Source organism: Plantactinospora sp. WMMB334 (assembly GCF_049179095.1).
Taxonomy (GTDB): domain Bacteria; phylum Actinomycetota; class Actinomycetes; order Mycobacteriales; family Micromonosporaceae; genus Plantactinospora.
Window position 1 is genome coordinate 1,449,616 of sequence record NZ_JBMHME010000002.1, and the last position, 24,898, is coordinate 1,474,513.

The window sequence follows — 24,898 nt, forward strand, 5'->3', positions numbered from 1 at the left end:
GCACCAACGCATACCCGCCAACCGCGGGGCCGGCGGGCACGATCGTTACCGGACGTCCAGCGCGTGCCGGGAGATCGAGCGAGAGGGGACCCAGATGGCAGACGATGACGACAACCGCAGCTATCTCGTCGTGGTCAACGACGAGGAGCAGTACTCGATCTGGCCTGACGGCAGGGACGTGCCCGCGGGCTGGTGGAGTGTCGGCGTCAGCGGGGCCAAAGGGGAGTGCCTCGACCACATCGAGCGGGTGTGGACCGACATGCGTCCCCGATCGCTCCGGGAGCACCTGCAGGCGGCGGCGACCGACCGGCACCATGACGGCTGACCGGGAGCTGCAACCCGTATCGGGAATACAGCACCAGATCTGGTTCCTGGAGCGGCTGCTTCCGGAACGGCTCTGGTATCACATCCCGTACGCGTGGCGGATATCCGGACGCCTCGACCGGGCTGCGCTGCACCGCGCGCTCCACCAGGTCATCGCACGGCACGAGGCGCTGCGTACGCACTTCGTCGAAGAGGACGGCGTGCCGTACCAGGTGATCGAGGCGCGGCCGCGGGTGGACCTTCCGCTCACCGATCTCGCCGAGCTGACCGAACCCACCCAAACGGCGACCGTCAGCCGGATCATCGACGAGGAACTCGGCCGAACCTTCGATCTCTACTCCGGACCGCTGCTGCGGGCCCGCCTGCTCCGGCTGGGAGCGGAGGAACACGTCCTCGTCGTGACGTTCCACCACCTCGTCTTCGACGGATGGTCGACGGGAATCTTCCTGACCGAGCTGGGTGCGTTCTACGACGACGAGGCGGCGGCCCTGCCCCCGCTCCAGGCGCAGTACCGGGACTACGTGGCCTGGCAACGCGCCCGCGCCGGGTCGCCGCAGGAGGCCGCGGACCTCGGGTACTGGACCGACCTGCTCGCCGACGCGCCGCGGCTGCTCGACATGCCGACCGACCGGCCGCGCCGCCCGGTGACCAGCGCCGTGGGAGGCAGCCGCGAGGGGTCTCTGCCCGGCACGCTCCTCGACTCGATAGCCACGTTCGGCCGGGAGACCGAGAACGCCACTCCGTTCATGGTGCTGCTCTCGGCGTACGCCGTCCTGCTCGCCCGCTACACCGGACAGCAGGACCTCTGCATCGGCTGCCCCATCGCGACCCGGACCCGCGCCGAGTGGCAACCGTTGATCGGCTTCTTCGTCAGCACCCTGCCGATGCGGATCGACCTCTCCGGCCGGCCGACCTTCCGGCAGCTCGTACGGCGGGTGCGGGCGGCCACGCTTGACGCCTACGCACACCTGCACGCGCCCCTCGAACACCTCGCCCAGGTCCTGCCGCGAGGGTCGGCGCCCGCGCACGCCCCGCTCTTCCAGGCGATCTTCGCAATGCAGACCGGCTTCGGGGACCGGCTGGGACACCTCGCCATTCCCGGCCTACGGATCGAGCCGATCGACATCGAGTCCCGCAGCGCCAAGGCCGACCTGATTCTCGGGGTCGGCAGCGACGCGGACGGCGGCCTGCGGCTCGCCCTCGAATACAGCGCCGACCTGTACGACCCGGCAACGGCGACCCGGCTGCTGCGGCAGTTGCACGGCGTGCTGGAGTCGGCGATGGCCGGGCCCGACCTGCCGGTGAGCCGGCTGTCCCTCCTGCTGCCCGGCGAGCGTGACCAGGCGACCGGTGCCGGCCGTCCGTCGGCCGTCACCGCGCCGACGACCACCACCGCGCCGGCCGCCACGCTCCTGCCGACCGCGACGCTCGTGCCGGCCGGCATCGCGCGGTGGGCCGCCACCGCGCCGGCCGGCACGGCGATCAGCGCCGGGGGCCGGCGATGGTCGTACGCCGAGGTGGACGTCCGGGCCAACCGGTTGGCGCACCGCCTGCGCGCGCTTGGTGTCGGTGCCGAGGAGCCCGTGGCCATCTGGTTGGAACGCGGGGCGGAGGTGGTGATCGCGGCCCTGGCGGTGCTGAAGGCCGGTGGGGGATACCTGCCGCTCGACCCCGGGCTGCCCCGGGCGCGGCTGGAGATGATCCTCGCCGAGGTCGGTCCACGGGTGCTGCTCACCCAGGCGAGCCTGCTCGACCGGGCGCCGCGGCACGACGCCCACCTGCTGGTCCTGGACGACCCGGCCGAGGCCGCCCGACTCGACGTCATGCCCGCCACCGGCCCGGCGGTCCGCATCCGTCCCGACCACCTCGCATACGTCATCTTCACGTCGGGGTCGACCGGCCGCCCCAAGGGGGTGATGGTCGAGCACGCCCAGCTGTCGCGGTTGTTCCCGGTCACCGAGCCGCTGTTCGGCTTCGACGCCGACGACGTCTGGACCACGGTGCACTCCACCGCGTTCGACTTCTCCGTCTGGGAGATGTGGGGCGCGCTCGTCCACGGTGGCCGGCTGGTCGTGGTGCCCGAACAGGCCGCGCGTTCCCCGCACGACCTGCTGGCGTTGCTCGTCGCCGAGAAGGTCACCGTGCTGTGCCAGACACCCTCCGCGCTGCGCGGGCTGACCGCCGTACTCGCGCGCGAGCCGGCGGCCCGGGAGGCCCTCGCGTTGCGGGTCGTGATCCTGGGCGGCGAGGCGCTGACCGCCGCCGACGTGGCCGGCTGGTTCGCCGTCGTCGGCACCGGCGGACCGCGCCTGGTCAACATGTACGGGATCACCGAGACGACCGTGCACACCACGTACCGTCCGGTCCTGCCAACGGATGCTGGCGAGCGCGCCGGCAGCCCCATCGGCGGGCCGCTGGGCGACGTCGCGCTCCATGTGCTGGACGACGAACTGGCGCCGGTCGCCGAAGGCGTGCCCGGCGAGTTGTACGTCGGCGGCGCCGGTGTGGCCCGCGGCTACCTGGGCCGGCCGGTGCTCACCGCGCAGCGGTTCCTGCCCGATCCGTTCGGGCACCCCGGCGCCCGGATGTACCGCAGCGGCGACCGGGTGCGCCGCACCGGCGACGGCGGGCTGGAGTATCTGGGCCGGCTGGACGATCAGGTCAGCATCCGGGGCTACCGGATCGAGCCGGGCGAGATCGAGTCGGCCCTGGGCTCGCACCCCGAGGTCGCGGCCTGCGCGGTGGCGGTCCGGGGCGGTTCGTCCGGCGAGCAACGGCTGGTGGCCTACGTGGTGCCGGTCGACGGTGGCGGTCTGCCGGCGGGCCTGCGGGCGTACCTCGCCCGGTCGGTGCCCACCCACATGCTGCCCGGGGCCTACGTCCCGCTGGCCGCGCTGCCGCTGACCCGCAACGGGAAGCTGGACCGCGCCGCCCTGCCTCCGCCGCCACCGCCGGCCTCGGCCGCACCGCGGCCGGGCGGCGACCCCCGGCGGCGGACGTTGCACCGGTTGTTCAGCACCGTGCTCGGCACCGGCGAGGTCGGCCCCGACGACGACTTCTTCGACCTCGGCGGGCATTCGATCACGGCCCTGCGGCTGGCGTTGCTGGCCGAGGAGGCCCTCGCGGTGCCGGTCCGGGTGGCGGACGTCTTCCAGGCACCGACCATCCGCGAACTGGCCGCGAGGCTGGCTGTGCCTGCGGTGGACGGGAGGTCGACGCTCGTCCCGTTCGGGGCCGAGACGCCCGGGCGGCCACGGCTGGTCCTGGTCCACCCGGCCGGCGGCGGGCTCGACTGCTACGCGCCGCTGGCCCGGGCGCTCGGCGACGCCTTCACGGTGTCGGGCATCGTGCCCGACGGGCTCGACTCCGGTACGCGGCCGGACCGCAGCATCGAGGAGATGGCCGCCCGGTATGTCAAGGCGCTCGGCGATGCCCCGCCCGGCGGTGCCGATGACGGCGCCGGGCCGGTGGTGCTGGGCGGCTGGTCCTTCGGCGGAGTGGTCGCCTTCGAGATGGCGCTGCAGCTGCGGCAGCGCACGGCCACGGAGGCGCGGGTGGTCCTGCTGGACAGCCGGGCCGCCCCCTTCCTGGCCGAGCGGACCGCCGAGCCTCCGCCCGTCCTGCCGCCCAGGTACGGCGACCGGAGCACCGCCGACGTTCCGGCGGAACGGCTGGACGCGGTCTTCCGGGCGCACCTGGACGCGTTGCTCGCCTACCGGCCGGCGGGAGCGTGTCACGGCCGGCTGGCCGTGCTGCGTGCCGCGGACGGCCCGGACGACGGCTCGGGTCCGGATCTCGGCTGGCGCCGCTGGTCGGCCGGGGAGCTCCTCGCCGGGGACGTCCCCGGCGACCATCACAGCATGCTGGCGGATGAGCACGCCGACGAGCTCGCGGCGCGGCTGCGCCGGCTGCTCACTCCGACCAGCGGACCTCTCACTCCGACCAGCGGACCTCGACCGGCAGGCTCTGGTAACCCTGGATGAGATTGGAGCGGGTCGGTAGCGGATCGCCGGCAAGGTGTACCGCGCCGGCCCGTTCGGCCAGGATCCGGAGCACGACGGCGATCTCGAGCCGGGCCAGGCGGGCGCCCAGACAGACGTGGGGCCCGTGTCCGAAGCCCAGGTGGCGGTTGGGGCTGCGATCCGGCCGGAAGGTCTCCGGCTGCGCGAAGACCCCCGGGTCGCGGTTCGCCGCCGCCAGCCAGGCGACCACCGGATCCCCGGCGGCGATGGCCTGCCCGCACAGCGTCAGGTCCGCGGTGGCCACCCGCAGCACGTGCATGCCCGGCGACACCCAGCGGATGGCCTCCTCGGCGGCCGTCTGCACCAGGGTCGGGTCCTCCCGGATCCGGTCCAGCAGCCCTGGCGTCCGGCTCGCCGCGTCGAAGCAGCCCGCGATGACGTGGCGCGCGGTCTGGTTGCCGCCGATGAGCAGGTTGTAGCAGTTGACCAGCACCTCGTCCCGGGTCAGGTCGTCCTCGGCCAGCAGGGCGCTGATCAGGTCGTCTCCGGGGGAGCGGTCCCGCAGTGCCAGCTGGTCACCGAAGTAGCCGAAGATCTCCGTGTGTGCCTCCACGGAGGCGGCGGCGGTGGACTCGCTGCCGGGGCTGGCGAACGCGGTGTCGGTCAACCGCATGACATGGTCGCGGTCGCCCGCCGGAACGCCCAGCACCTCGCAGACGACGGCGGCGGGGAGCAGCGGGCCGATGTGTCGCGCGACGTCGACCACTCCCACCGCACGCATCTCGGCCAGCAGGTGGTCGACCTCCTTGCGCACGAACGGTTCCAGCGCGGCAACGGCCGACCGGGACAGGAAGCGCCCGAGGATCTCGCGGAGCCGGAGGTGCCGGGCACCGTCGGCGGCGACGATCATCTCCCCGCCGGCCCGGTCCGGGTGGTCGGCGTCGAAGCCGATGAGCATGCCGTAGCGGGAGGTGAACGGTGCCTGCGGGCCGAGAACCGCGGTACATGCCTGATGCGAGAACACCGACCAGAACCCGGACGGAGAGCTGCCCGGCGGGCTCCAGACGATCCGGTCCTCGGTGGCGTGGTCGTGCCACATCGCGTACCGGTCCCGCGACGCGTACAGCTGCGGGTCACCCAGATCCATGCCGTCCCTCCCCAACAACCGCCGGGGCGGCAGCCCCGGCCCCGCCGCGTCCGGCGGCGACCTCGACCCGGTCGACCGTCACGTCGCGGATGTTCCGGACGTCTCTGACCAGCAACAGGACCAGCACGACCGCCACCTGGACGCCGCCGACCCACAGCAACGTGGTCCGGACGCCGGCGAGCCCGGCCAGGGTGCCGGCAAGGGCCAGCCCGACCGGATAGACCAGCAGGCCACCGAGCCACTCGTAGGCGGAGACCCGGGACAGCAGGTGCTCCGGGATGTGCTGCTGGACCAGCGTCTGGAAGACACCACCGAAGGTCAGGGCGCCCACACTGCCGAGCACCGAGACCACCATGATCACCGCCGGGGGCGCGCCCGCGGCGAAGGCGACGGGTAGCAACCCGTACAGCGCCGCCAGCGGTACCGCGGTGCGCAGCGGATGCCGCCGGCGGAGGCGCATCGTGATGAACCCGCCGAGCGCCGCACCGATGCCTCCGGCGGTGACGGCCGCCGCCCAGACCGTGGCGCCACCGTAGAAGAGACGGCTCGCCTGCGGGCCGAGCACCATGTATATCCCGATCAGGCCGTTGACGGCGGTGGACGACAGGACGACCGCCCAGAACCAGGTACGGCCGCGCAGTTCGTCCCAGCCCTGTCGCAGCTCGTGCAGGAAGTGCGGATCGGCCGGCCGTGGCGGGCGGGCGACCCGGATCCGGGCGAGTAGCACCAGGCCGGCGGCGAGCGACGCCGCGGTCGCCAGGATGGCCCAGCCCGGCCCCGCCGTGACCACGAGCGTGCCGGCGATGGCCGGGCCGGCGATCCCCGCCGCCGACAGGGCCATCGCCTGGAGCATGTTGGCCTGCTGCAGGTGTGGCCGGCTGACCACGGCCGGCGTCATGCCCGCCGCCGCGGGTGTGAAGACCGCCGCGGCTATCCCGTCCATCCCGAACAGGACCACCAGGGTCCACAGCGACGGGTGCGCGACCAGCAGCAGCACCGCGACGGTGGCCCCGGTGAGGCACCGCACCGCGTCCGCACCGATCATCACGGCCCGGCGCGGGAACCGGTCCGCGATGACGCCACCGGCGAGGATGAACAGCAGTTGGGCCGCCGCCCGGGTGCCCAGCACGATGCCGAGCGCGGTGGGTGAGCCGGTCAGGTCCAGGACCGCGAAGGCGATCGCCACGGGGACGAGCGCGTTGCCGAGCGCGGACGCCGTCTGGGCGAGGAAGAGCCGCCGGAAGTTCGGCTCCCGCAACGCCGCCAGGCCGTGGTTCGCCGATCCCATCGCCGCCTGCACCTCCTCCTCCGGCCGGTTCCGGTCAGCCGTCCCGCCGCGTCACCGCGGCGACCAGCTCGCTGACCGTCTGGTGACGCAGCAGCATGTCGAAGCTCAGCTCGACACCGCCGTCGTTGAGTTGCGCGACGACCCGCATGGCGAGCAGGCTGTGCCCACCGAGTGCGAAGAAGTTGTCGTGCGGTCCGACCGACTCCACCCCGAGCGCCTCGGCCCAGACCCGGGCCACCCGCCGGGACAGGTCGTCCGCCGGCAGGTCGTCCTCTGGTACGCCCGCGACGGTGCCCGGTGCGGCTACCGTGCCCGGTGCGGCGGCCGGGTCCGCTGTGGCGACCGGAGCCGCCGTGGCGGACGGAGCGGGCTGGCCGGCACTGGCCGGTGGTGCCGGCAGGGCGGCCCGGTCGAGCTTGCCGTTGCGGGTCAGCGGCTTCGCCGCCAGCGGCACCAGCACACCGGGGACCATGTAGTCGGGTAGCCGGGCCCGCAGGTGGTCGAGGATCGCGGCGACCGGCAGCGGTGACACCGCCGGCACCACGTACGCCACGAGCCGCCGGTCGCCCGGCCGGTCCTCCCGGACCACGGCGACCGCGTCCACCACCGCCTCGTGACTCCGGAGCGTGGCCTCCACCTCGCCGTACTCCAGCCGGAAGCCGCGCAGCTTCACCTGGCCGTCGAGCCGCCCGACGAATTCGAGACTGCCGTCGGCCCGCCGGCGCACATGGTCGCCGGTGCGGTACATCCGGGCACCGGGCGCGCCGAACGGGTCGGGAACGAACCGTGCGGCGGTCAGCCCGGGGCGGTTGAGGTAGCCCCGGGCCACCCCGGCACCCCCGATGTGGAGCTCGCCCGGCGCGCCGACGGGCACCGGGCCGCCGAACCGGTCCAGGACGTAGAGGCGGGTGTTGGCGATCGGCCCGCCGATCGGGATGGTGCGCCACCCGTCCGGTATCTCGACCGGCACGTCGAACATGCTCGCGAACGTGGTGCATTCGGTGGGACCGTACGCGTGACTGACCCGCAGCTCCGGCCAGAGCTCGCGAACCCGGCGGAAATGGGCCACCGACGCGACCTCGCCACCCGTGACGACCTGCTGGACGTGGCCGAAGACGGCGGGCCTCTCGTCGACGAAGAGATTGAACAGCGCCGTGGTGAGCCAGAGGTGGGTGGCGCCGCACCGGGTGACGGTGCGGTGCACGGTCTCGGGATCGGGCGCCCCGGCGTCGAGCAGGACGTAGGAGCCGCCGTGCAGCAACGGCCCCCACAGCTCGAACGTGGCGGCGTCGAACGACACCGGCGCGGTCTGGGCGATCCGCATCCCTGCCGAGAAGTGCGCGTAGTCGGTGCCGGACAACAGCGCGACCGCCTGCCGGTGCTCCACCATGACCCCTTTCGGGGTCCCGGTCGAGCCGGAGGTGTAGATGACGTACGCGAGATCCTGGGCGCGGCACGGATATCGCGGCGGCGTCGACGGGAGGCCGAGCCAGTGCGACGCGTCCCGGTCCAGGCGGACGGGGTGGGCAAACGCGTCGCCGAACCTGCCGGCGAGTGCGGCACTGGTGAGCACCGTCCGGGCGGCGGCGTCGGTGAGCAGCAGCCGGGCCCGGGCCACCGGGTCCGCGGCGTCGAGCGGCAGGTAGGCGGCACCGGCCTTCAACACGGCCAGCAGCGCCACCACCAGCTCGGCACCGGGCTCGAGGCAGACGCCCACGACGCTGCCCGGCCGGGCGCCCTGCCGGCGCAGGTATCGGGCCAGGCGGTTCGCCCGGCGGTCCAGCTCGGCGTAGCTCAGCGACGTGTCCCCGTGCACGACCGCGACCGCGTGCGGAGCGTCCCGCACCCGGTCGGCGACGAGTTCGTGGAGGCAGCGATCCGGATAGCCGGCCTGGTTGTCGTTGTTGTCCACGATCACCGTGCGCCACTCGGCCTCCGGCAGCGCCGGCAACTCGCCGAGATGGGCCTGCGGCCGGTCGGCGACGGCGGCGAGCAGCGCGGTGTAACGGTCCGCCAGTCGCCGTACCGTGGCCTCCTCGAACAGGTCGGTGGCGTAGACGAGGTCACCGTCGATGCCACCGTCCGCGGTTTCGAGCAGGTGCAGCTCGAGGTCGAAGCGGGTCCACTGGGTCTCGTCGGTGAACACCGGGGTCAGCAGCAGGCCGTCCCCCAGGTCGTAGTCCCACCGGCGTTGCTCGGGCAGGAGCTGGACGGTCGCCTGAAAGATCGGGTGGTGACCGATGTCGCGCGGCGGGCTGAGCTCCTCCACCACCTGCTCGAACGGCATCCCCTCGTTGCTGTAGGCGTCCCGGATCGCCTTCCGGGACCGCGCCACCAGGTCGGTGAAGCGCGGATCACCACCGCAGTCGCCGCGCAGCGGGAGCACGTTGACGAAGAGCCCGACCAGCGATTCGTGCTGGCGGGATCGACCCGCGAAGGGCACGCCGACGACGACGTCGTCCTGACCGGTGCTGCGGGCCAGGGTGAGCTGGTACGCCGCCAGCAGCACCATGAACAGGGTGGCCCGTTCCCGGCGGGCCAGCGACCGCAGCCGTTCGGCCAGTTCCGGAGCGACCCGCAGCCGGTGGCTCCGGCCGCGGTACGACGCGGTGGAGGGTCGCGGCCGGTCGGTGGGCAGGTCGAGCAGGGGTGGTGCGCCGTCGAGCGTGTCCCGCCAGAACTCGACCAGACGGTCCCGGACCGGACCCGCCAACCGCTCCCGCTGCTGCCGGGCGACGTCGCCGTACTGCAGGGGCAGCGGCGGCAGCGGGCTGGGCTCACCGCGCCGGACCGCCGGGTAGAGCGCCACCAACTCGTCCAGCAGTACCTGGAACGACCAGCCGTCCGCGGCGATGTGATGCACGCCGATCACCAGCAGGTGCTCATGGTCGGTGAGCCGGGCCAGCCCGACCCGCAGCAGCGGCCCCCGCGACAGGTCGTACGGCTGGCTGCCGAACTCGGCCGCCCACCGCGACGACCACGCCCGCGCCGGGTCCGTGCCGCGCTCGTCCGGGTCCCCGCCGGGCCCGCCTGGATCCGTGCCGGGCTCGCCCGGGTAGCTCACCAGGGTGACCGGCACCGGTTCCGGCGGCGCGACGGTCTGCCCGGGGCGCCCGTCCCGGACGTGGAAGGTCGTCCGCAGGACGTCGTGCCGGCTGACGATCTCCGACAGCGCGCCGCCCAGCGCCCGGTGGTCGACAGGCCCGGCCAGCCGGTAGGAGACGACCATCGCGTAGGAGCCGACCTGCGGGGCGAGCTGGTCGAGCAGCCACAGCCGCTGCTGCGCGAAGGAGAGCGGAACCTCGTCGGAATCCGCCTCGACCACCGATCGCATCTCCAACCCTGCCTTTCCGGGGGTGTGCCGCTGATCCGAGCCGGCCGGCCGGAGCCGGCCGGCGCCTACGTCCAGGTGACGGCGGTGTCGTCGTCGCGGAAGCCGAGCAGCATGGAGGCGGTGGCCCGTGGTCCCCGGCTCGGGGTCACCGCGTGCACGTGCCCGCCGTTGAACACGTAGAGGTCGCCGGGGGTGACGTCGAGGGTGACGCTCGGGATCGACGCCAGCGCCGAGGCCGGATAGGGGCCGCCGTCCAGGTGCGTGTGGAACCGCTGCCGGCCCGGCCCGTCCGGCTTGACGTTCCAGAGGACCAGCCGGCCGCCGCCCTCGTTCGCCAGGCACAGGTTGACCGCGCACACCTGACGGTCGGGGACCAGTTGCACCTCGAAGCCGGCCTGCGCCGGGTGCGCGCACTGGGCACCGTCCTCGTGCGGCACGAGTGCGAAGTCGCCGCGACCCTCCCAGGACCGGGCGACACCCAGGCATGCCCGGCCGCCGTCGTGTTCGGCGCCGCGCAGCGTCACGCCGGAGCCGGCGAGGTGGGCGGCGAGTTCCTCGCGGAAGGCCCGCCAGGGACTGCCGTCGAACCACAGGACCTCGTCCACCACTGCCCGGGTGGCGGCTGCCTCGGCCAGGTAGTCGGCGGTGGTCTTGTGGTAGTGGTACGCACCGAGGTAGGTGGCGACCGCGTCGTCGTCACGTCGCACGGCGGCCGGATGGGTGCGGAACCGGTCGAGGATCCGGGCCACCGCCTCCGCCGGGTACGCCCGGCGGAACACCACCCCCGCCAGCTCGCCGCGGAGCACCCGCAGCACGTCGGCCGGGTCGAACGAGGTGCGCTCGACGAAGCGGAAGTAGTCGGCCGGCCCGCGCCAGCCGGTGAGGCCGGCGCCGTCCGGGATGCTGGCGGCGGGCCGGCCCCCGCGCCGGATGGCCGCGAGCATGGCGTCGCCGATGTCGGCCACCGTCTGCCGGGTCACCCGGTCGGGGCGGAAGACGAGGTGGGCGCGATAACCACCGTCGGTCTGCGGCCACAGCGCGTTGCCCAGCTCGGTCATCGCGATCGGTGGATCCAGCCGGAAGAACCGGGCGGTGCAGCCGGTCAACTCCAGTCCGGGATCGTTCTTCGGTTCCAGGGTGAACATCGCCTGATACAGCGGGGGACGTTCGGTGCGTACCGGATTGACGGTGCGCACGACGTCGCCGAAGGCGATGTCCTGCGCGCCCAGCGCCGCGCGCATCCGCTCGCCCGCGGCACGCAGCGCGGCCACCGGTTCGTCGTAGGGCACCGGCCGGGCCCGGACGCAGACGATGTCGATGAGGCAGTTCACCCCGCCGCTGCCGGCCTGGTCACGGCGTTTGGTGACCGGTACCCCGATCCCGACGTCGCGGGCCCCGGTGACCGTCGCGACACCTTCGGCGAACGCGTTGAACAGCGCGGCGAACCGCGTGGTGCCGGCCGCCGCGGCCTGCGAGTCGCACGACGCGACATCGTCCGGGGTGATCCACACGTCCATCGCGTCCGACGCGCCGGCCCCGGGATCGGGGCGGTCACCGAAGGCCAGCGGCGCCAGGCCGGCGAGTTCCGCCCGCCAGAAGGCGCGCTGCTCGTCCAGTCCGGCATGACCCAACGGCTGCCGGTAGGCCCGGTACATCTCGGCCAGCGACGGTGCCGGCGCGGGGAAGTCCGGCTCCCGCCCGGCCGACCGGGCCGCGTAGCACCGGGACAGGTCGTCGACGAGAACCAACTCGGCGCTGCCGTCCCAGGCGATGTGATGCACCACCATGCCGAGCAGCGTCCGGGCCGTCGACGTGCAGTGCACCAGCACCACGCGCCACACCTCGCCGGCGGCGAGATCCAGCGGACGCTCCAGCTCGGTCAGGACGACCGGCGTCGCCTCCTCCTCGGTGGCGGTCGGCGGCAGCACCCGCAGCGGGTCCCGCCCGCTGCCGGGCTCGACCACCGCGACCGGTGGATCGTCGAGCAGGTATCGGGCCCGCAACGACTCGTGCCGGGCGTGCACGTCGCGTACCGCCAGGACCAGTGCGGCCTCGTCCAACGGCCCCTCGACCCACCAGCCGAACGGGCAGTTGGCGGCGGTGTCCGCGGACATCTCGTTGGCCAGCAGGAACTCGACCTGGATCGGCAGCAGCGGGACCCGCTGCGCCGGAGGGCCGGCCGTGGTTGCCGGCACCGTGGGCCCGGCCGCCACCGCGGCGAGCCACGCCGCGAGATCGCGCGCGGCGGGCCGGCGCATGAGCTGGGAGACCGGAACCTCGACGCCGAGGTGCTGGCCCAGCCGGACGCAGACCCGGCCGGCGTCCAGCGAGGTCCCGCCCAACTGGAAGAACGGGACATCGTCCGGGATCTCCGGCAGCGCGAGCACCGCGGCGTAGGCATGCCGGACCGCGGCGAAGACGTCGCCGCCGGAGGTGAGCGGGCCGGCCTCCGGGGCAGGCCGGCGCAGCAGCCGGCCGGCCTCCTGCTCCAGGGCCCGCAGGTCCAGCTTGCCGTTCGGCTGCATCGGCAGCGCGTCGCGCGGCACCAGCCGGTCCGGCCGGAGGTGGCCGGGCAGTTCGGCGGCGAGCGCGGCCCGCAGGGTGCCGCCGTCCACCTCCGCGCCGTCGGTGGTGTAGTAGGCCACGAGGCCGACGTGCCGGCCGGTCTCGTCGCGCGGGGAGACCACGGCGCAGCGGCCGACTCCGCCCAGCCGCGCGAGCGCGCGCTCGACCTCCTCCGGCGCCACCCGCTGCCCACGGATCTTGACCTGCCGGTCGGCCCGGCCGTCGTAGTAGAGCAGACCCGACCGCGACCAGTGCCCGAGATCGCCGGTCCGGTACAGCCGCCGGGTCCGGCCGGCCAGCTCGCGCTCGACGAACCGCGAGTCGCCGTCCACCTCGGCCGGACCGTCCAGCTCGGACAGATAGTCGAGGGCCAGCCGCGGGCCCTCGAGGTGGATCTCGCCGCGCTCTCCCGGCTGGCACGGATGCCCGTCGGGCGCCAGCACGTGGACGCCGGTTTCGGCCACCGGCCTGCCGATCGGGACACCGGCCGGATCGGCGCAGTCCGCCCCGGTGATCCGGTGGGTGGTCGCGAAGATGGTGCACTCCACCGGCCCGTACCCGTTGACCAGCCGGACGTCGGGATATCGGCCGAGGAACCGGGCGGCGTGACCGGGCGAGACCCGCTCGCCGCCGATCATCACCTGGCGTAGCCCGGCGAAGGCGTCGAGGTCCTCCTCCACCAGCACGTGGAACAGGGCCGCCCCGAGCCACGCGGTGTTGACGCCGGCGGAACCGACGACCCGCCGGAGGCTGGCGGCATCCAGGTACGGCTCGTCCACCACGACCGAGGTGCCGCCGGAGAGCAGCGGGCCCCAGAGCTCGAGGCTGAACGCGTCCCACGGCACCGGCGCGGCCAGCGGCATCGTGGTCCGCTCGTCGAGCACCGCGAACCGGCACCCGGCCAGCAGGTCCACGGTGGCCCGGTGCGGTGAGACGACCGCCTTCGGCACCCCCGTGCTGCCGGAGGTGAAGAAGACCGTGGCCGGGCTGCTGGCGTCGACGACCGGCCGGTCCGGGTGGACGCCCCGCTTGGCCCAGAGGGCCACGTCACCGTCGGGAAGATGGCGGCTCGGTGTGCCGGGGGGTGCGGTGGCGCCGAGCGGCAGGAGCAGCGGTGCGCCGAGCCGGTCCGCCAGCGCCGCGATGCGCGCCCGCGGCCACGCCGGGTCGAGCGCGGCGTAGCAGGCGCCGATCTTGAGAATACCCAGCAGGGTCGCGGCCAGCTCCGGCGAGCGGGGCATCACCAGCGGCACGTACGCGCCCGCGGTGACTCCGGCCCGGGCCAGGGTCACCGCCACCGCGTCGGACGCGGCGTCCAGGGTCTGGTAGTCGACGATCCGCTCGCCGTGCACCATCGCCGTCGACGCCGGCGACCGTGTGGCCTGTGCCCTGAAGCGCTCGTGGATGGTCACGACGCTGTCCCTCCGTCCAGCTTGGGTGCGCCGGTCAGCTTGGCTGCGCCGGGCGCGGTGTAGAGCCACGACTGCGACCACACGTACTCCGCGGCGCCCCACCGCATCGCCGACGAGGCGTCGGGGAAGAAGCCCCGGCCCTGGTGGTTGGCGCTGGTGTTGCAGAGCACCGGCACCCCGGTGCGCTCGGCGTAACTGGCCAGGATCTCGGCCAGCACCGGATGCTGCCCGGGGTTGACGGTCTGGAGCCGGGCGGTGCCGTCCAGATGCACGGCCGCCGGGATCCGGTCCCGCCACTCGTCCCGTACCGCGTGGTCGAAGAGCATGTAGGGGTCGGGGGTGCCGGGATCGAAGACCTGCGGCGCGAACGCCTCCAGGCAGATCGGCGCCACCGGCCGGTACGACTCGCGTCCCTTCATCTCGTTGAGCCGGTCCTTCATCTTCGGGTCGTCGGCCGGAGCCAGGATGCTCCGGTTTCCCAGCGCGCGCGGCCCGAGCTCGGCCCGGCCGTCCAGGACCACCACCGGCTGGCCCTGTTCGTGCAGCAGCCGGGCCACGCCCGCCGGATCGCACCGCTCCCGTTGCCAACCGGGCGGCAGCTCCGGAGGCACCAGATGCGGGCCCTGGTACGGGTCCCAGGCGACCGACACCTCGCCCCGCGCCCCGGCCAGGTGTGCGCACGCCGTGCCAAGGGCCGACCCGGCGTCGTTGGGGAAGGGTGGCACCCAGACCTCGGCGAAGAGTCCGCTGGAGCGCAGCGCGCTGTTCCACTTGATGTTCAACGCGCAGCCGCCGGAGAGGCACAGGTTGACCTTCCCGGCCGTGGCGCGGCCACCCAGGACGCGGCGGAAGGCGCCCACCAGCTGCCGGCCCAGGTATTCCTGGAACGACGCGATGAGATCGGCGTCCGTGCGGCCGGGAAAGAGCAGGTCACGCTGCCGCTGCACGTCCCGGCCGAGCGCCGCGCCGGTCTCGATGGAGATGACGTCCGCCTCGTCCAGCAACGTCCCGAGTTCGGCGACGGCGTCGGCGCGGCCCAGGCCGGCGTACGCCATCGCCTTGCCGGCGACGCCCGAGGGCCGGGTGCGGCCGAACGCCACCTGCTCGGCCGTGAACTCGGCCCGGTACGGCGCGAAGTGCCCGGCGAACTCCGTGAAGGCGTTGCCGTACAACGGGAGCAGCGGACCGAGGCTGCGGACCGCGAACGGCTCCGGCCGCACCTCGTACAGCAGCGGCAGCATGCCCCCGTCCCAGGACAGCACGTGTGCGGGCTCGCCCCGGGCGGCGAACGGGCTGGTGCTGTAGGCCGCGAATACGTGGCCGGTGGCGTGGTGGTAGCTGACGTAGGAACGGTCGCGCCCGCCCAGCGGCAGCCCGTCGCCGTGATACGGCGTGAGTGCGCCGTCCCTGGTCGGCGTCTCGTGGTAGGGCGCGACACTCAACGCGACGGCGCGGTCGCGGTTGCGGACGGAGAGCCGGGCCACCGGCTCGGCCCCCGCCGCGTGCCACCCGTCCACGACGAAGACGTCCACGTCGGCGGGGTCCATGCCCTCGGCGGCGAGGATCTCCTCGACCACGTCGAGCCGGTCGCCCTCGGCGTGCCGGGGATTGTTCGACAGCTTCTCGACCTCGACGCTGAACAGCAGCCGGGATCCGTCGAACACGGCGACCCCGCCGTCGTGGGTGAGTTTGAGCCCACAGGTGATCATGTCCTGCTACCTCCTGGCCCTGATCTCGGTGCGGCGTCCCGGCCACGCGCCGCGCCGCGGATCCTCTTCGGCCGCCCGGCCGCCGGCGCGTGGCCGCTCACCCGTGACCTCCGTGAGCGCCGCTCACCCGTGACCTCCGTGAGCGCTGCTCACCCGTGGCCTCCGTGAGCGCCGCTCACCGCAGCCGCCGTACGGCCTGGTCGACGGTGAGCTGTTCCTGGGACGCGACCAGTGCCGCGGCCACCGGAAGGCGCCCGGCGACCAGCTCGGCGACCTCCGGAGCGACCCGGCGCGGGTCGGCGAGGACGGTGAACTCGTACCGGTCCTCCGGTTCGGAGACGATGACCGCGAGCGGCACCCGCGCCTCGGGCGTGTCGACGCGCAGCAGCTCCACCGGCAGCCCGCCCAGCCGCGGCACCGGCATCCGGAGGCTGACCATGTTGAACACCACCTGCGAGTACGGTGCCCTGGTCCGGCCCGAGCGGGCCGGTCGCAACCGCTGGATGATCCGCTCGAACGGCACGTCCTGGTTTCGCAGCGCGCCGACGGCACTCTCCTGGACCGTGCCGAACACCTCGGCGAGGCGCTGCCGCCCGCCGAGCGCGAGCCGGATCGGAAGCATCTGGACGAACATCCCGACCAGGTTGTCGGCGTGCGGTCCGGGACGCCTGAGGTTCGGGCAGGCGACCACCATGTCGTCCGCGCCCGACAGCGCGCGCAGGACGAGCCCGAGCGCGCCCAGCAGCACCATGAACGGCGTTCCGTGCCGCCGCGCGGCCTGGTCCCGCACGGCGGCGGCGACCTCGACCGACGTGCGACCGACGGCCGACACGGCGGGGCCGGGCGCCCCCGGCACGCCGTCGGGCAGCTCGACGACGGACGGGGCGCCGTCCAGGGCAGCGCGCCAGTAGGCCAGCTGGTCGTCGAGGGCACCGGAGTCCATCCGGGCGTGGTCGGCCGCCACCAGGTCGCCGTACTGGCCGGGCAGCGCCGGCAGCGGCGACGGCCGGCCGCCGGCGTACGCGTCGTAGAGCCGGCCGAGCTCGTCGACGAAGACGGCGAACGACCACCCGTCGAAGACGATGTGATGGACGGTGACCAGCACCACGACGTCCTCGTCGGCGAGCCGGAGCGCCCGGACGCGCAGCAGCGGGCCGCTGGCGAGGTCGAAGGGTGTCCGCCGGTGCTCGTCGAGCCAGCGCGCGATCGACGCCGCCGGGTCGCCGTCGGTGGCACCCGGCCGGCCCGGCCGCAGGTCGTCCACCGGCAGCGGTACCGGCGCCGGTGGGGTGGCCACGACCTCGACGTCACGGCCGGTGGAGCGGAAGGTCCAGCGCAGCACCTCGTGCCGCGCGACGATCTCGTCGACGCTCCGGCGGAGGGCATCAAGATCCAGCCGCCCGCCGACGCGGAACGCGATCGGGCTGTTGTAGTCGCTGCCGCCCGGGTCGAGCCGGTCGACGAACCACAGCTCCCGCTGCTCCGGCGACGGCCGCCGGGCGGCGGGGACCGGTGGCCGTGGGGCTTCCGCGCCGACCGCGTTGGCCACGACCGACGCCAGTTCGCCGAGGGTCCGCGCCTCGAACAGCACGCGCAGCGGCACCCGGACGCCGAAGTCCTGCTGGACCCGGTTCATCATCCGCGCGGCCAGCAGGGAGTAGCCGCCGAGTCCGAAGAAGTCGTCGCCGGCCCGCACGGCCGGCACCCCGAGCAGCTCGCACCACAGGCGGGCGAGCCTGGCCTGGACGCCGCCGTCGGGTGCCGGACCGTCCGGCCGGGCGCCGCCGGCCGCCGCCGGGCCGTCCGGATCGACGGCACCGGCCGCCGCCGGATCCTCCGGCTCGTGGGCACCGACCGGCGCCGCGTCGTCCGGATCGACGGCACCGACCGGCCCGGCCCCCTGTCCGGGGAGCGGCGGAGGGGGAAGCGCGGCCCGGTCGACCTTCTTGTTGGGCAGCAGCGGTAGCGCGTCGAGGAGCACGTACTGCGCCGGTCGTAGATACTCGGGCAGGGCCAGGGCGGCGGCCTCGCGCAGCGGCGCCTCGATCTCCGGTGGGCCGGCTACATAGGCGACCAGTCGCCGGCCGCCGGAGCCGTCCGGGACGGCGATGGTGACCGCGTCACGGACGCCCGGCACGGTACGCAGCGTCGCGCTCACCTCGGCCGGCTCCACCCGGTATCCACGGATCTTCACCTGGTCGTCGACCCGGCCGACGAACCGCAGTTCTCCGCCGGCCAGCTGGCGCACCAGGTCTCCGGTGCGGAACAGGCGCCGGCCCGGCACGCCGGTGTACGGGTCGGGTACGAAACGCTCGGCCGTCAGCCTCGCCCGGCCCAGATAGCCACGGCCGACCTGCGGCCCGCCGACGAACAGCTCGCCGGTCTCGCCGGGCCGGACGGGGCGCAGCTCGGCGTCGAGCACGTGCAGGTCGACCGTTGCCAGCCCGCGGCCGATCGGGATCGGCGCGGCACCGGTGGGCGGGGACTCCACGACGTAGACGGTGGAGATCGAGGTGCATTCGGTGGGGCCGTAGTGATGGACCAGCCGGGTGCCGGCGGCGAGCAGGCGGCTGACGACGGACGCGTCGGCGGCTTCCCCGCCGAACCACACCTGGTCGAACCGCTCGATCCAGTCCGGCGCGACCGCGGCGAGCTGGTGCAGCAACGAGCTGGTCAACGGCAGGGTGGTGACCGGTATCCGCTCGATCTCCTCGATAAGGTGACCCACCGACCGCAGTACCCCGTCGCTGCACAGATAGACCGAGGCGCCCTGGATGAGCGCACCCCACACGTCGAGGAGCACCGCGTCGAACGCGGAACTGAGCACATGGGCCACCAGGTCGCCCGGCGAGTGCCGCAGCGCCGGATGCCCGCCCGCGAGCGCGACCACGTTGGCGTGGGTGAGCACCGCTCCCTTGGGCTGCCCGGTGGAGCCCGAGGTGTAGAGGACCACCGCGGCCTGGTCCGGGTGTGCCCGCCGCGCGGCGACAGCCGTTGCCGGCGGCGCCGGGCGGGTGAGGTCGACGACCGGGACCTGGGCCGGCACGGGCGCCGGGATGGTGCCGTCGGTCAGCACCAGCACGCACCCGGCGTCGGCGACCATGAAGCGGATCCGCTCCGGCGGGTACGTCGGGTCCAGCGGCACGTACGTACCACCGGCCTTCAGCACGGCCAGCGACGCCACCACGGCGGCTCGACCGCGGCGCATCCAGATGCCGACCCGGGCCTCCGGCGGCAGGGCGAGGCGGGCCGCCAGGGCGTCGGAGCGGCGGTCCAGATCTCCGTAGTCGAGGATGCCCTCGCTGTCCCGCAGCGCCGGCGTCCGGGGCCGGTCGCGGGCCTGGGCGCCGATCAGGACGTGGATCGCCGGCAGATCCTCCGGTGCCGGCGGCCCGCCACGGACGACGGCGAACTCCTGCTGGGTCACCTCGGTCACCTGGCCCGTCTCAGCACGCCGGTACGAGGTGGAAGATCTTGGTGTTCGGCGGCAGTGTCACGTCGTGCTCCGCGTGGCACCGCCACCCCGAGTCGGGGAAGACGTCCCGCCACTCGTCGAGCGACGGGACGTACCTGCCCATCAGGGCGTGCACGTACTCGAAGCCCAGCGTCAGGATGGGCAGCTCCGGGCCGGGCGCCTCTCCGGAGCGGTACGTGTCGCCGAGCGCGACGTCGCGCAGCCTCGGGAAGACGGTGCGGAGCCCGGCCAGGACGGCGACGCAGTCTTCCCGGGGCCAGAAGTCGTGCCCCATCAGGAAACAGGTCGCGAGATCCACGTCCGCGAACTCCGGTCGTGGCTCCAGCCGGCGCGCGTCGGCCTCGACGAGTGCCACCCGGTCGAGCAGGCCGGCCTCGGCGACCCGCCTCCGCGCCGCCTCGATGGCGTCCGGCGCGATGTCGACGCCGACCCCGCGGGATCCGGGCCGGGCGAGCACGGCGCTCACCAGGCGGTCGCCGTTGCCGCACCCCAGGTCCACGACGCAGGTGTAGTCGATCTCCTCGAGCATCCGGTGCAGCACCGGATCGATGAACTGGCGGCCGAAGTCGGCGGTGCCGGTGCCGATCCTGCCGGCGTCCCGGCGGATCCGCGCCCGGCCCTGGCTGCCGCCCCGGGCGACGGTGCCACCGGTGCGCAGCAGCTCGCCGCAACCGCCGAGGAGCCATCCGAAGAAGCCCTTGGTGGCGTAGACCTCCGCGAACGCGTCCCCGGGCTTCGCCTCGTCGGCGTCGTCGGTCACCCGGACGACCTCCGCCCACTCCAGGGCCTGGAGGACGGCACGGACCGACGGCTCGTGCAGGTCGTGCTCGCGGGCGAACCGCGGGATGTCCAGCCGCCCCGACGCCCGCATCTCGTCGAGCAGCCCGACCTCCCACGCGGTGACGACGGCGTAGGACGCCACCGCCGAGTTGAAGAGTCGGGCCGGTGGGCCGGAGCCGGGACGGACCCGCCCCACCCCGGGGTGACGGCCGGGTGACCGGTCCGCAGTGGTCATTTCTCTCCGCCTTTCTGGTCCGCCGGGCCGTGCAGGCACAACGTGTCGACCAACTTGGCGAGGTGGCCGAGCGTGTCGCAGTCGAAGACCTCGCGCAGGGGCAGCTCCACGTCGAACGCCTCCTCGATGAGCGCCGCCACCTCGATCGCCATCAGCGAGTGGCCGCCGAGCTCGAAGAAGTTGTCGCCGGTGGTCACGGTCGGGACCCCGAGCACCTGCGCCCAGATGCCGGCCAGCCGCGACTCCGTCGCCGTCGCCCGCCCTCCGGCCGGTCCGGCATCGTTCCCCGCGCCCGGATGTCCGGCGGCCATGTCCGGCTCCGCGGCCAGATATGCGGCGGTCATCGTCGACGTGTCGACCTTGCCCGAGGGCAGGCGGGTCAGCTCGGGCACGGTGACCACCATCGGCACCATCGCGGCGGGCAGACTGGCGTGCAGCTCCCGGACGAGCTGCCCGCCCTCGGTCGCGCCGTCGGCACCGGCCACGAACGCGACGAGCCGGACCTCCTCGCCGGGTCCGCTCCAGGTGTCGACGGCCACCTCGGCGCCGGGACAGAGCTCGCCCAGCCTGGCCCGGACCTCGGCCAGCTCGATCCGTACACCGTTGATCTTGACCTGTTCGTCGCGGCGGCCGAGGAACTCCAGCAGGCCGTCGGCGTTCACCCGCACCAGGTCTCCGGTCCGGTAGACCCGGTCGCCGTGCGGTGCGGTCGGGTCCGGGACGAACCGCTCGCCCGTGGCCCGCGGATCGTTCAGGTAGCCCCAGGCGAGCCCGGCGCCGGCGACCCCCAGCTCGCCCTGGGGAGCCCCGGGCACACCCAGGTCGTCGAGCACCATGGTGCGGGTGCCGTCGACCGGGCGGCCGATCGGTACGGCGTCGCCGTCCGGGAGGTCGAGACCGGTGCACTCGAACCAGGTCGAGTCGATGCAGGTCTCGGTGGGACCGTACTGGTTGAACACCCGGGTGCCGCGCAGCGGTCGGAGCCGCCGCAGCAGCGCCGCGTCACAGGTCTCGCCGCCGAGAAACAGATACCGCAGTCCGCCGAGCGTGTCGATGTCGACGGTCCGCAGATAGGCCCGCAGCACCGACGGCACGAAGTGCGCCGCCGTCACACCCGCGCCGACGATCTGCGCCGCGGTGCCGGCCATGTCCCGCAGCGCCTGATCGTGGCCGACCACCACGCTGGCCCCGTGGCGCAGCGGGGCGAGCATCTCCCAGATGGCGAAGTCGAAGCCGGGCGAGGTCAGCCAGGCGACCCTGTCCTGCGCGCCGAGCGGATAGCAGGACTGGCCCCAGTCCAGCCGCGCCGCCAGCGCCGATCGGGGGACCGCCACCCCTCGCGGGCGGCCGGTCGAGCCGGACGTGTAGCAGACGTAGGCCAACGACTGCGGGTGCGGTGCGGGTTGCGGCAGCCGTGCGCCGGCCGGCTCCTCGGGCGCGGCACGCCGCAGGGCCCGCTCGACGTCGTCCGCGTCGACCGTCAGTCCGGGGCGGCAGTCGTCGAGAATCTGCCGGCGCCGCGGGCCGGGAAGGTGAGGATCCACCAGCACCGGTACGGCGCCGGCGTGCAGCGCGGCGACGAAGGCCACCAGGCAGTGGACGCTCCGCCCGATCTCCACGGCCGCGACGACGCCGTCCCCCGCCGTGTCGAACAGGCCACCGGCGGCCCGGACCCAGCCGGCGAGCTCGCCGTAGGAGTAGACGGTGCCGTCGTACACGGCGGGTGCCTGCGGGCTGCGCGCCGCCGCCTGGAAGAACGGGCCGGTGAGGTCCGCGCCGGTCGCCGCCGAGCGGTCCGGTGCGAGTTCGGGAACCTTCACAATGCCTCCAGCACCTTGTCCAGACAGTCGAACGCTTCCGTCACGTCCGCGGCGGAGTTGTAGACGTAGGTCGACATCCGCAGGACCTGGCCTCCGGCGAGCTTGTCGACGAGTGGCTGGGCGCAGAGGTGGCCGCTGCGGCACATGACGCCGAACGAGTCGCTCAGCGCGCGGGCGACCTCGTCGAGCCGGGGAAAGCCGGGCAGCGCCATCGAGACCACTCCGGCGTGGTCACCCTCCGGCGCCGGGCCGATCACCCGGATCGTGTCGCGCCGCGCGCACTCGGCCAGCAGCACGTTCGCCAGCATCGTGTCGTGCTCGCGGATTTCCCGCTCACCCAGCTCGTCCAGATAGGACAGGGCGGCGCCGAAACCGATGACGGCGGCGATGTCCGGCGTGCCGTACTCGAAGCGGTGTGGCACCTTCCGGATCCGGTGGCTCTCCGTGTCGACCCAGTCGACGGTGCCGCCGCCCAGCACCACCGGGCGCAGCCGCTCCAGCGCCTCCATCCGCCCGCAGAGGATGCCGACGCCGGTCGGGCCGCACATCTTGTGCCCGGAGAACGCGACGAAGTCGGCACCCGCCGAGCGGAAGATCTCCCGGCGGTGCGGCAGGGACTGGGCGGCGTCGACCACGACGGTCGCGCCGGCCTGCTTCGCGAGCCGGATCGGTCCGTCCAGCGGTGAGTACACCCCGGTGACGTTGGAGCAGGCGGTGAGTGCGACCACCCGCGGACCCGCGGCCAGCGCGCGCTCGAACTCGGCCAGGTCCAGGCCGCCGTCCGGGTGTACGGGAATCAGCCGCAGCCTCGCACGCGTCCGCCAGGGCAGCAGGTTCGAGTGGTGCGCGTCCAGGCTCCCGAGCACGAGGTCGTCCGGGCTCAGGTCGAGGCCGGCCGCGACCATGTGCAACGCCTCGGTCGTGTTGCGCACGAAGACGATCTCCTCGGACCGGGCTCCGACGAACTCCGCGGTCTGGATGCGGACCCGCTCGTAGTCGTCGGAGGCCTGCTCGGAGAGGAGGTGTTTGCCCCGGTGGATGTTCGCGCTGCTCGTCGCGTAGTACCGGCACATCGCCTCGACCACCGGCCTCGGGCGCAGGGTGGTCGCCGCGCTGTCGAGATAGCTCAGCCGCCGGCCGGCGACGGTCCGGGCCAGGACGTCGAAGGAGGCCGGCGGGGCGAGTGCCGGCCCGCTGCCGGTACGGGTCAGCATGTGCCGGCCACGTCGCTGACGCAGGAGAGGAACTTGCCGCTGCGCTCGGACGGGATGTAGTCGACCCGCTGCACGTCGACGAGGCTCTGCGGACCGAGCGCGGAGCGCAGCCGAGCGCCGAGCGCGTCACCCGCGCTGGTCGGGGCCGTGGGCGCGGGGATGAACTTGAACCTGAACCGCCGGTCCGACACCTGTTGCATCCGGTAGGCGATCACCTGCGGGTCGGCGCCGACGATGTCGTCGAGCTCCTTCGGTGAGACCGTGCGCGAGTCGGGGCTCCGCAGGAAGTGCAGCGCCCTGCCCTCGTGCCGGACGGCCGGCGCGGGATGGCCGCAGGCGCACGGCGCCATCAGCCGATACAGATCGCCCGTGCGGTATCGGATGTGCGGCAGCAGGCGGTCGCCGAGTGAGGTGACGACGAGTTCGCCGATCTGTCCCTGGGACACCGGCGTCAGCGCGACGCGGTCGAGCAGCTCCACGTGGAACGCGGAGTTGTTCAGGTGCAGGCGTCCCAGCTGGCACTCCATCGCCACCCAGCCGAGTTCGGACATCGACACCACCTCGGCGATCGGCACGCCGTCGCCGAGCGCCTCGCGGATCTGGCGGCGGGCGACCCGGGTCGCCAGGGTGTAGGTGAGGATGACCGCCGCAGGTCGGGGGAGACTCTCCCCCCTGGCCAGGTACTGGCGGATCAGGAAGGCGAAGTGGGTGGCGTCGGTGTAGAACCAGTCGGGCCGGTACCCGCCGATCTCCTCCATCGCCTGCGTCACCTGGGCCTCGGAGGTGGCGAGCAGGTCGTGACCGACGGGCAGCACGAGGGTGCCGTCCCGCAGCATGCGGCTCTCCATCGTCGAGTTGGGTACGGCGCACTCGACATCGGAGCAGTTCGGTGCCGCATAGCGGGCGATCCGCTGGGAGCCCAGACCCAGCAGGGTCGTCTTCAGGGCGGGATAGACCGAGGTCGTGGCCGACATTCGCCGGGCGAGGTCATAGGTGTAGGCGACGGTGGTCAGTCGATCGCCGCCGGTCCCGGAGCTGTGGCTCTTGAGCACGTGCCTGTCGTGCGCCGCCACCTGAGAGCCGGCGACGACCCCGGCCGGATAGTTCGACCGGTAGAACTCCTTGTCCGTCAGCGGCAGTTCGCGAAATGCCGCCTCGCCGGTCTGCCCGCCTGGATCGATGCCGGCCGAGAGGAGAAGCTTCCGATAGGCCGGTGCGTTCCGGAAGGCGAATCGTGCCTCACGCCACGCGGCACCGACCGTGTCCCGAGATCGCGTTTCGCGGGGAGCTGTCCGCGGCATGTCGCGCGTTGTCGCGGTACCCATTGAACCTCCTCCCAACGGTCCGAGGCCCGTTGCGGGTGGCAAGCCGATCTTTCCCCCCACACAGTGGCTGCGGCTGCGGCGCGTCGCCAGTGCCGGTTCGCGCGCCCGGACGAGCGCCCGAACGCCATGCCACGTCATCGGCTCGCGGGACACGTCCGAGCCGGTAGGGTGCCGCGCCACTCCGCCCGGCGCGTTCGGGTGTCGACGACGCGCCGCAGGTGGATCGGCCGGATCAGGTTGGCCATGATGGAGGTTCGCCCGCCGCTGTTCGCCGGTGTGACCGTGGCGGTGGCCGGCATCCGGCCACC

At 73.6% G+C, this 24,898-nt stretch carries 12 protein-coding genes; 2 read left to right on the forward strand and 10 right to left on the reverse strand.

Annotated elements, in window-relative coordinates; genetic code table 11:
* Positions 1 to 94: 94 nt before the first annotated feature.
* Both ACN27G_RS06425 and ACN27G_RS06430 read left to right on the forward strand, forming a co-directional pair.
* Positions 95 to 325, forward strand: a complete 231-nt coding sequence (locus tag ACN27G_RS06425) for an MbtH family protein (RefSeq protein WP_421491846.1) — start codon at positions 95 to 97, stop codon at positions 323 to 325.
* Positions 315 to 4,307, forward strand: coding sequence for a non-ribosomal peptide synthetase (locus tag ACN27G_RS06430; RefSeq protein WP_421491847.1), 3,993 nt, complete (start codon positions 315 to 317; stop codon positions 4,305 to 4,307). Before ACN27G_RS06425 ends, ACN27G_RS06430 begins: the two co-directional genes overlap by 11 nt.
* Here the strand turns inward: ACN27G_RS06430 and ACN27G_RS06435 are convergent.
* From ACN27G_RS06435 to ACN27G_RS06480, 10 genes are all read right to left on the reverse strand, one after another.
* Positions 4,258 to 5,433, reverse strand: a complete 1,176-nt coding sequence (locus ACN27G_RS06435) for a cytochrome P450 (RefSeq protein ID WP_421491848.1) — start codon at positions 5,431 to 5,433, stop codon at positions 4,258 to 4,260. The genes ACN27G_RS06430 and ACN27G_RS06435 overlap by 50 nt on opposite strands.
* On the reverse strand, positions 5,420 to 6,721 hold the full coding sequence (locus tag ACN27G_RS06440) for an MFS transporter (protein ID WP_421491849.1): 1,302 nt from the start codon (positions 6,719 to 6,721) through the stop codon (positions 5,420 to 5,422). Before ACN27G_RS06440 ends, ACN27G_RS06435 begins: the two co-directional genes overlap by 14 nt.
* A 34-nt stretch (positions 6,722 to 6,755) precedes the next feature.
* The gene (locus tag ACN27G_RS06445) at positions 6,756 to 10,055 is read right to left on the reverse strand and encodes a non-ribosomal peptide synthetase (protein ID WP_421491850.1); all 3,300 of its coding nucleotides are present in this window, start codon (positions 10,053 to 10,055) and stop codon (positions 6,756 to 6,758) included.
* 65 nt (positions 10,056 to 10,120) lie between these two features.
* Complete coding sequence (locus ACN27G_RS06450) at positions 10,121 to 14,032, reverse strand: AMP-binding protein (RefSeq protein WP_421491851.1); 3,912 nt, start codon at positions 14,030 to 14,032, stop codon at positions 10,121 to 10,123.
* Complete coding sequence (locus tag ACN27G_RS06455; protein ID WP_421491852.1) at positions 14,029 to 15,741, reverse strand: carbamoyltransferase N-terminal domain-containing protein; 1,713 nt, start codon at positions 15,739 to 15,741, stop codon at positions 14,029 to 14,031. The genes ACN27G_RS06450 and ACN27G_RS06455 overlap by 4 nt, the downstream gene beginning before the upstream one ends.
* Positions 15,742 to 15,916: 175 nt before the next feature.
* A complete protein-coding gene (locus tag ACN27G_RS06460; RefSeq protein ID WP_421491853.1) occupies positions 15,917 to 19,168 on the reverse strand; it encodes an amino acid adenylation domain-containing protein in 3,252 nt (1,083 codons plus the stop codon).
* A 19-nt stretch (positions 19,169 to 19,187) separates the two neighbouring features.
* Complete coding sequence (locus ACN27G_RS06465; RefSeq protein WP_421491854.1) at positions 19,188 to 20,231, reverse strand: class I SAM-dependent methyltransferase; 1,044 nt, start codon at positions 20,229 to 20,231, stop codon at positions 19,188 to 19,190.
* Positions 20,228 to 22,051, reverse strand: a complete 1,824-nt coding sequence (locus ACN27G_RS06470) for a non-ribosomal peptide synthetase (RefSeq protein WP_421491855.1) — start codon at positions 22,049 to 22,051, stop codon at positions 20,228 to 20,230. Before ACN27G_RS06470 ends, ACN27G_RS06465 begins: the two co-directional genes overlap by 4 nt.
* Positions 22,048 to 23,265: an aminotransferase class V-fold PLP-dependent enzyme gene (locus ACN27G_RS06475; RefSeq protein ID WP_421491856.1), complete on the reverse strand. Its 1,218-nt coding sequence runs from the start codon at positions 23,263 to 23,265 to the stop codon at positions 22,048 to 22,050. The genes ACN27G_RS06470 and ACN27G_RS06475 overlap by 4 nt, the downstream gene beginning before the upstream one ends.
* Complete coding sequence (locus ACN27G_RS06480; RefSeq protein WP_421491857.1) at positions 23,259 to 24,590, reverse strand: phenylacetate--CoA ligase family protein; 1,332 nt, start codon at positions 24,588 to 24,590, stop codon at positions 23,259 to 23,261. The genes ACN27G_RS06475 and ACN27G_RS06480 overlap by 7 nt, the downstream gene beginning before the upstream one ends.
* Between the last annotated feature and the right edge of the window lie 308 nt (positions 24,591 to 24,898).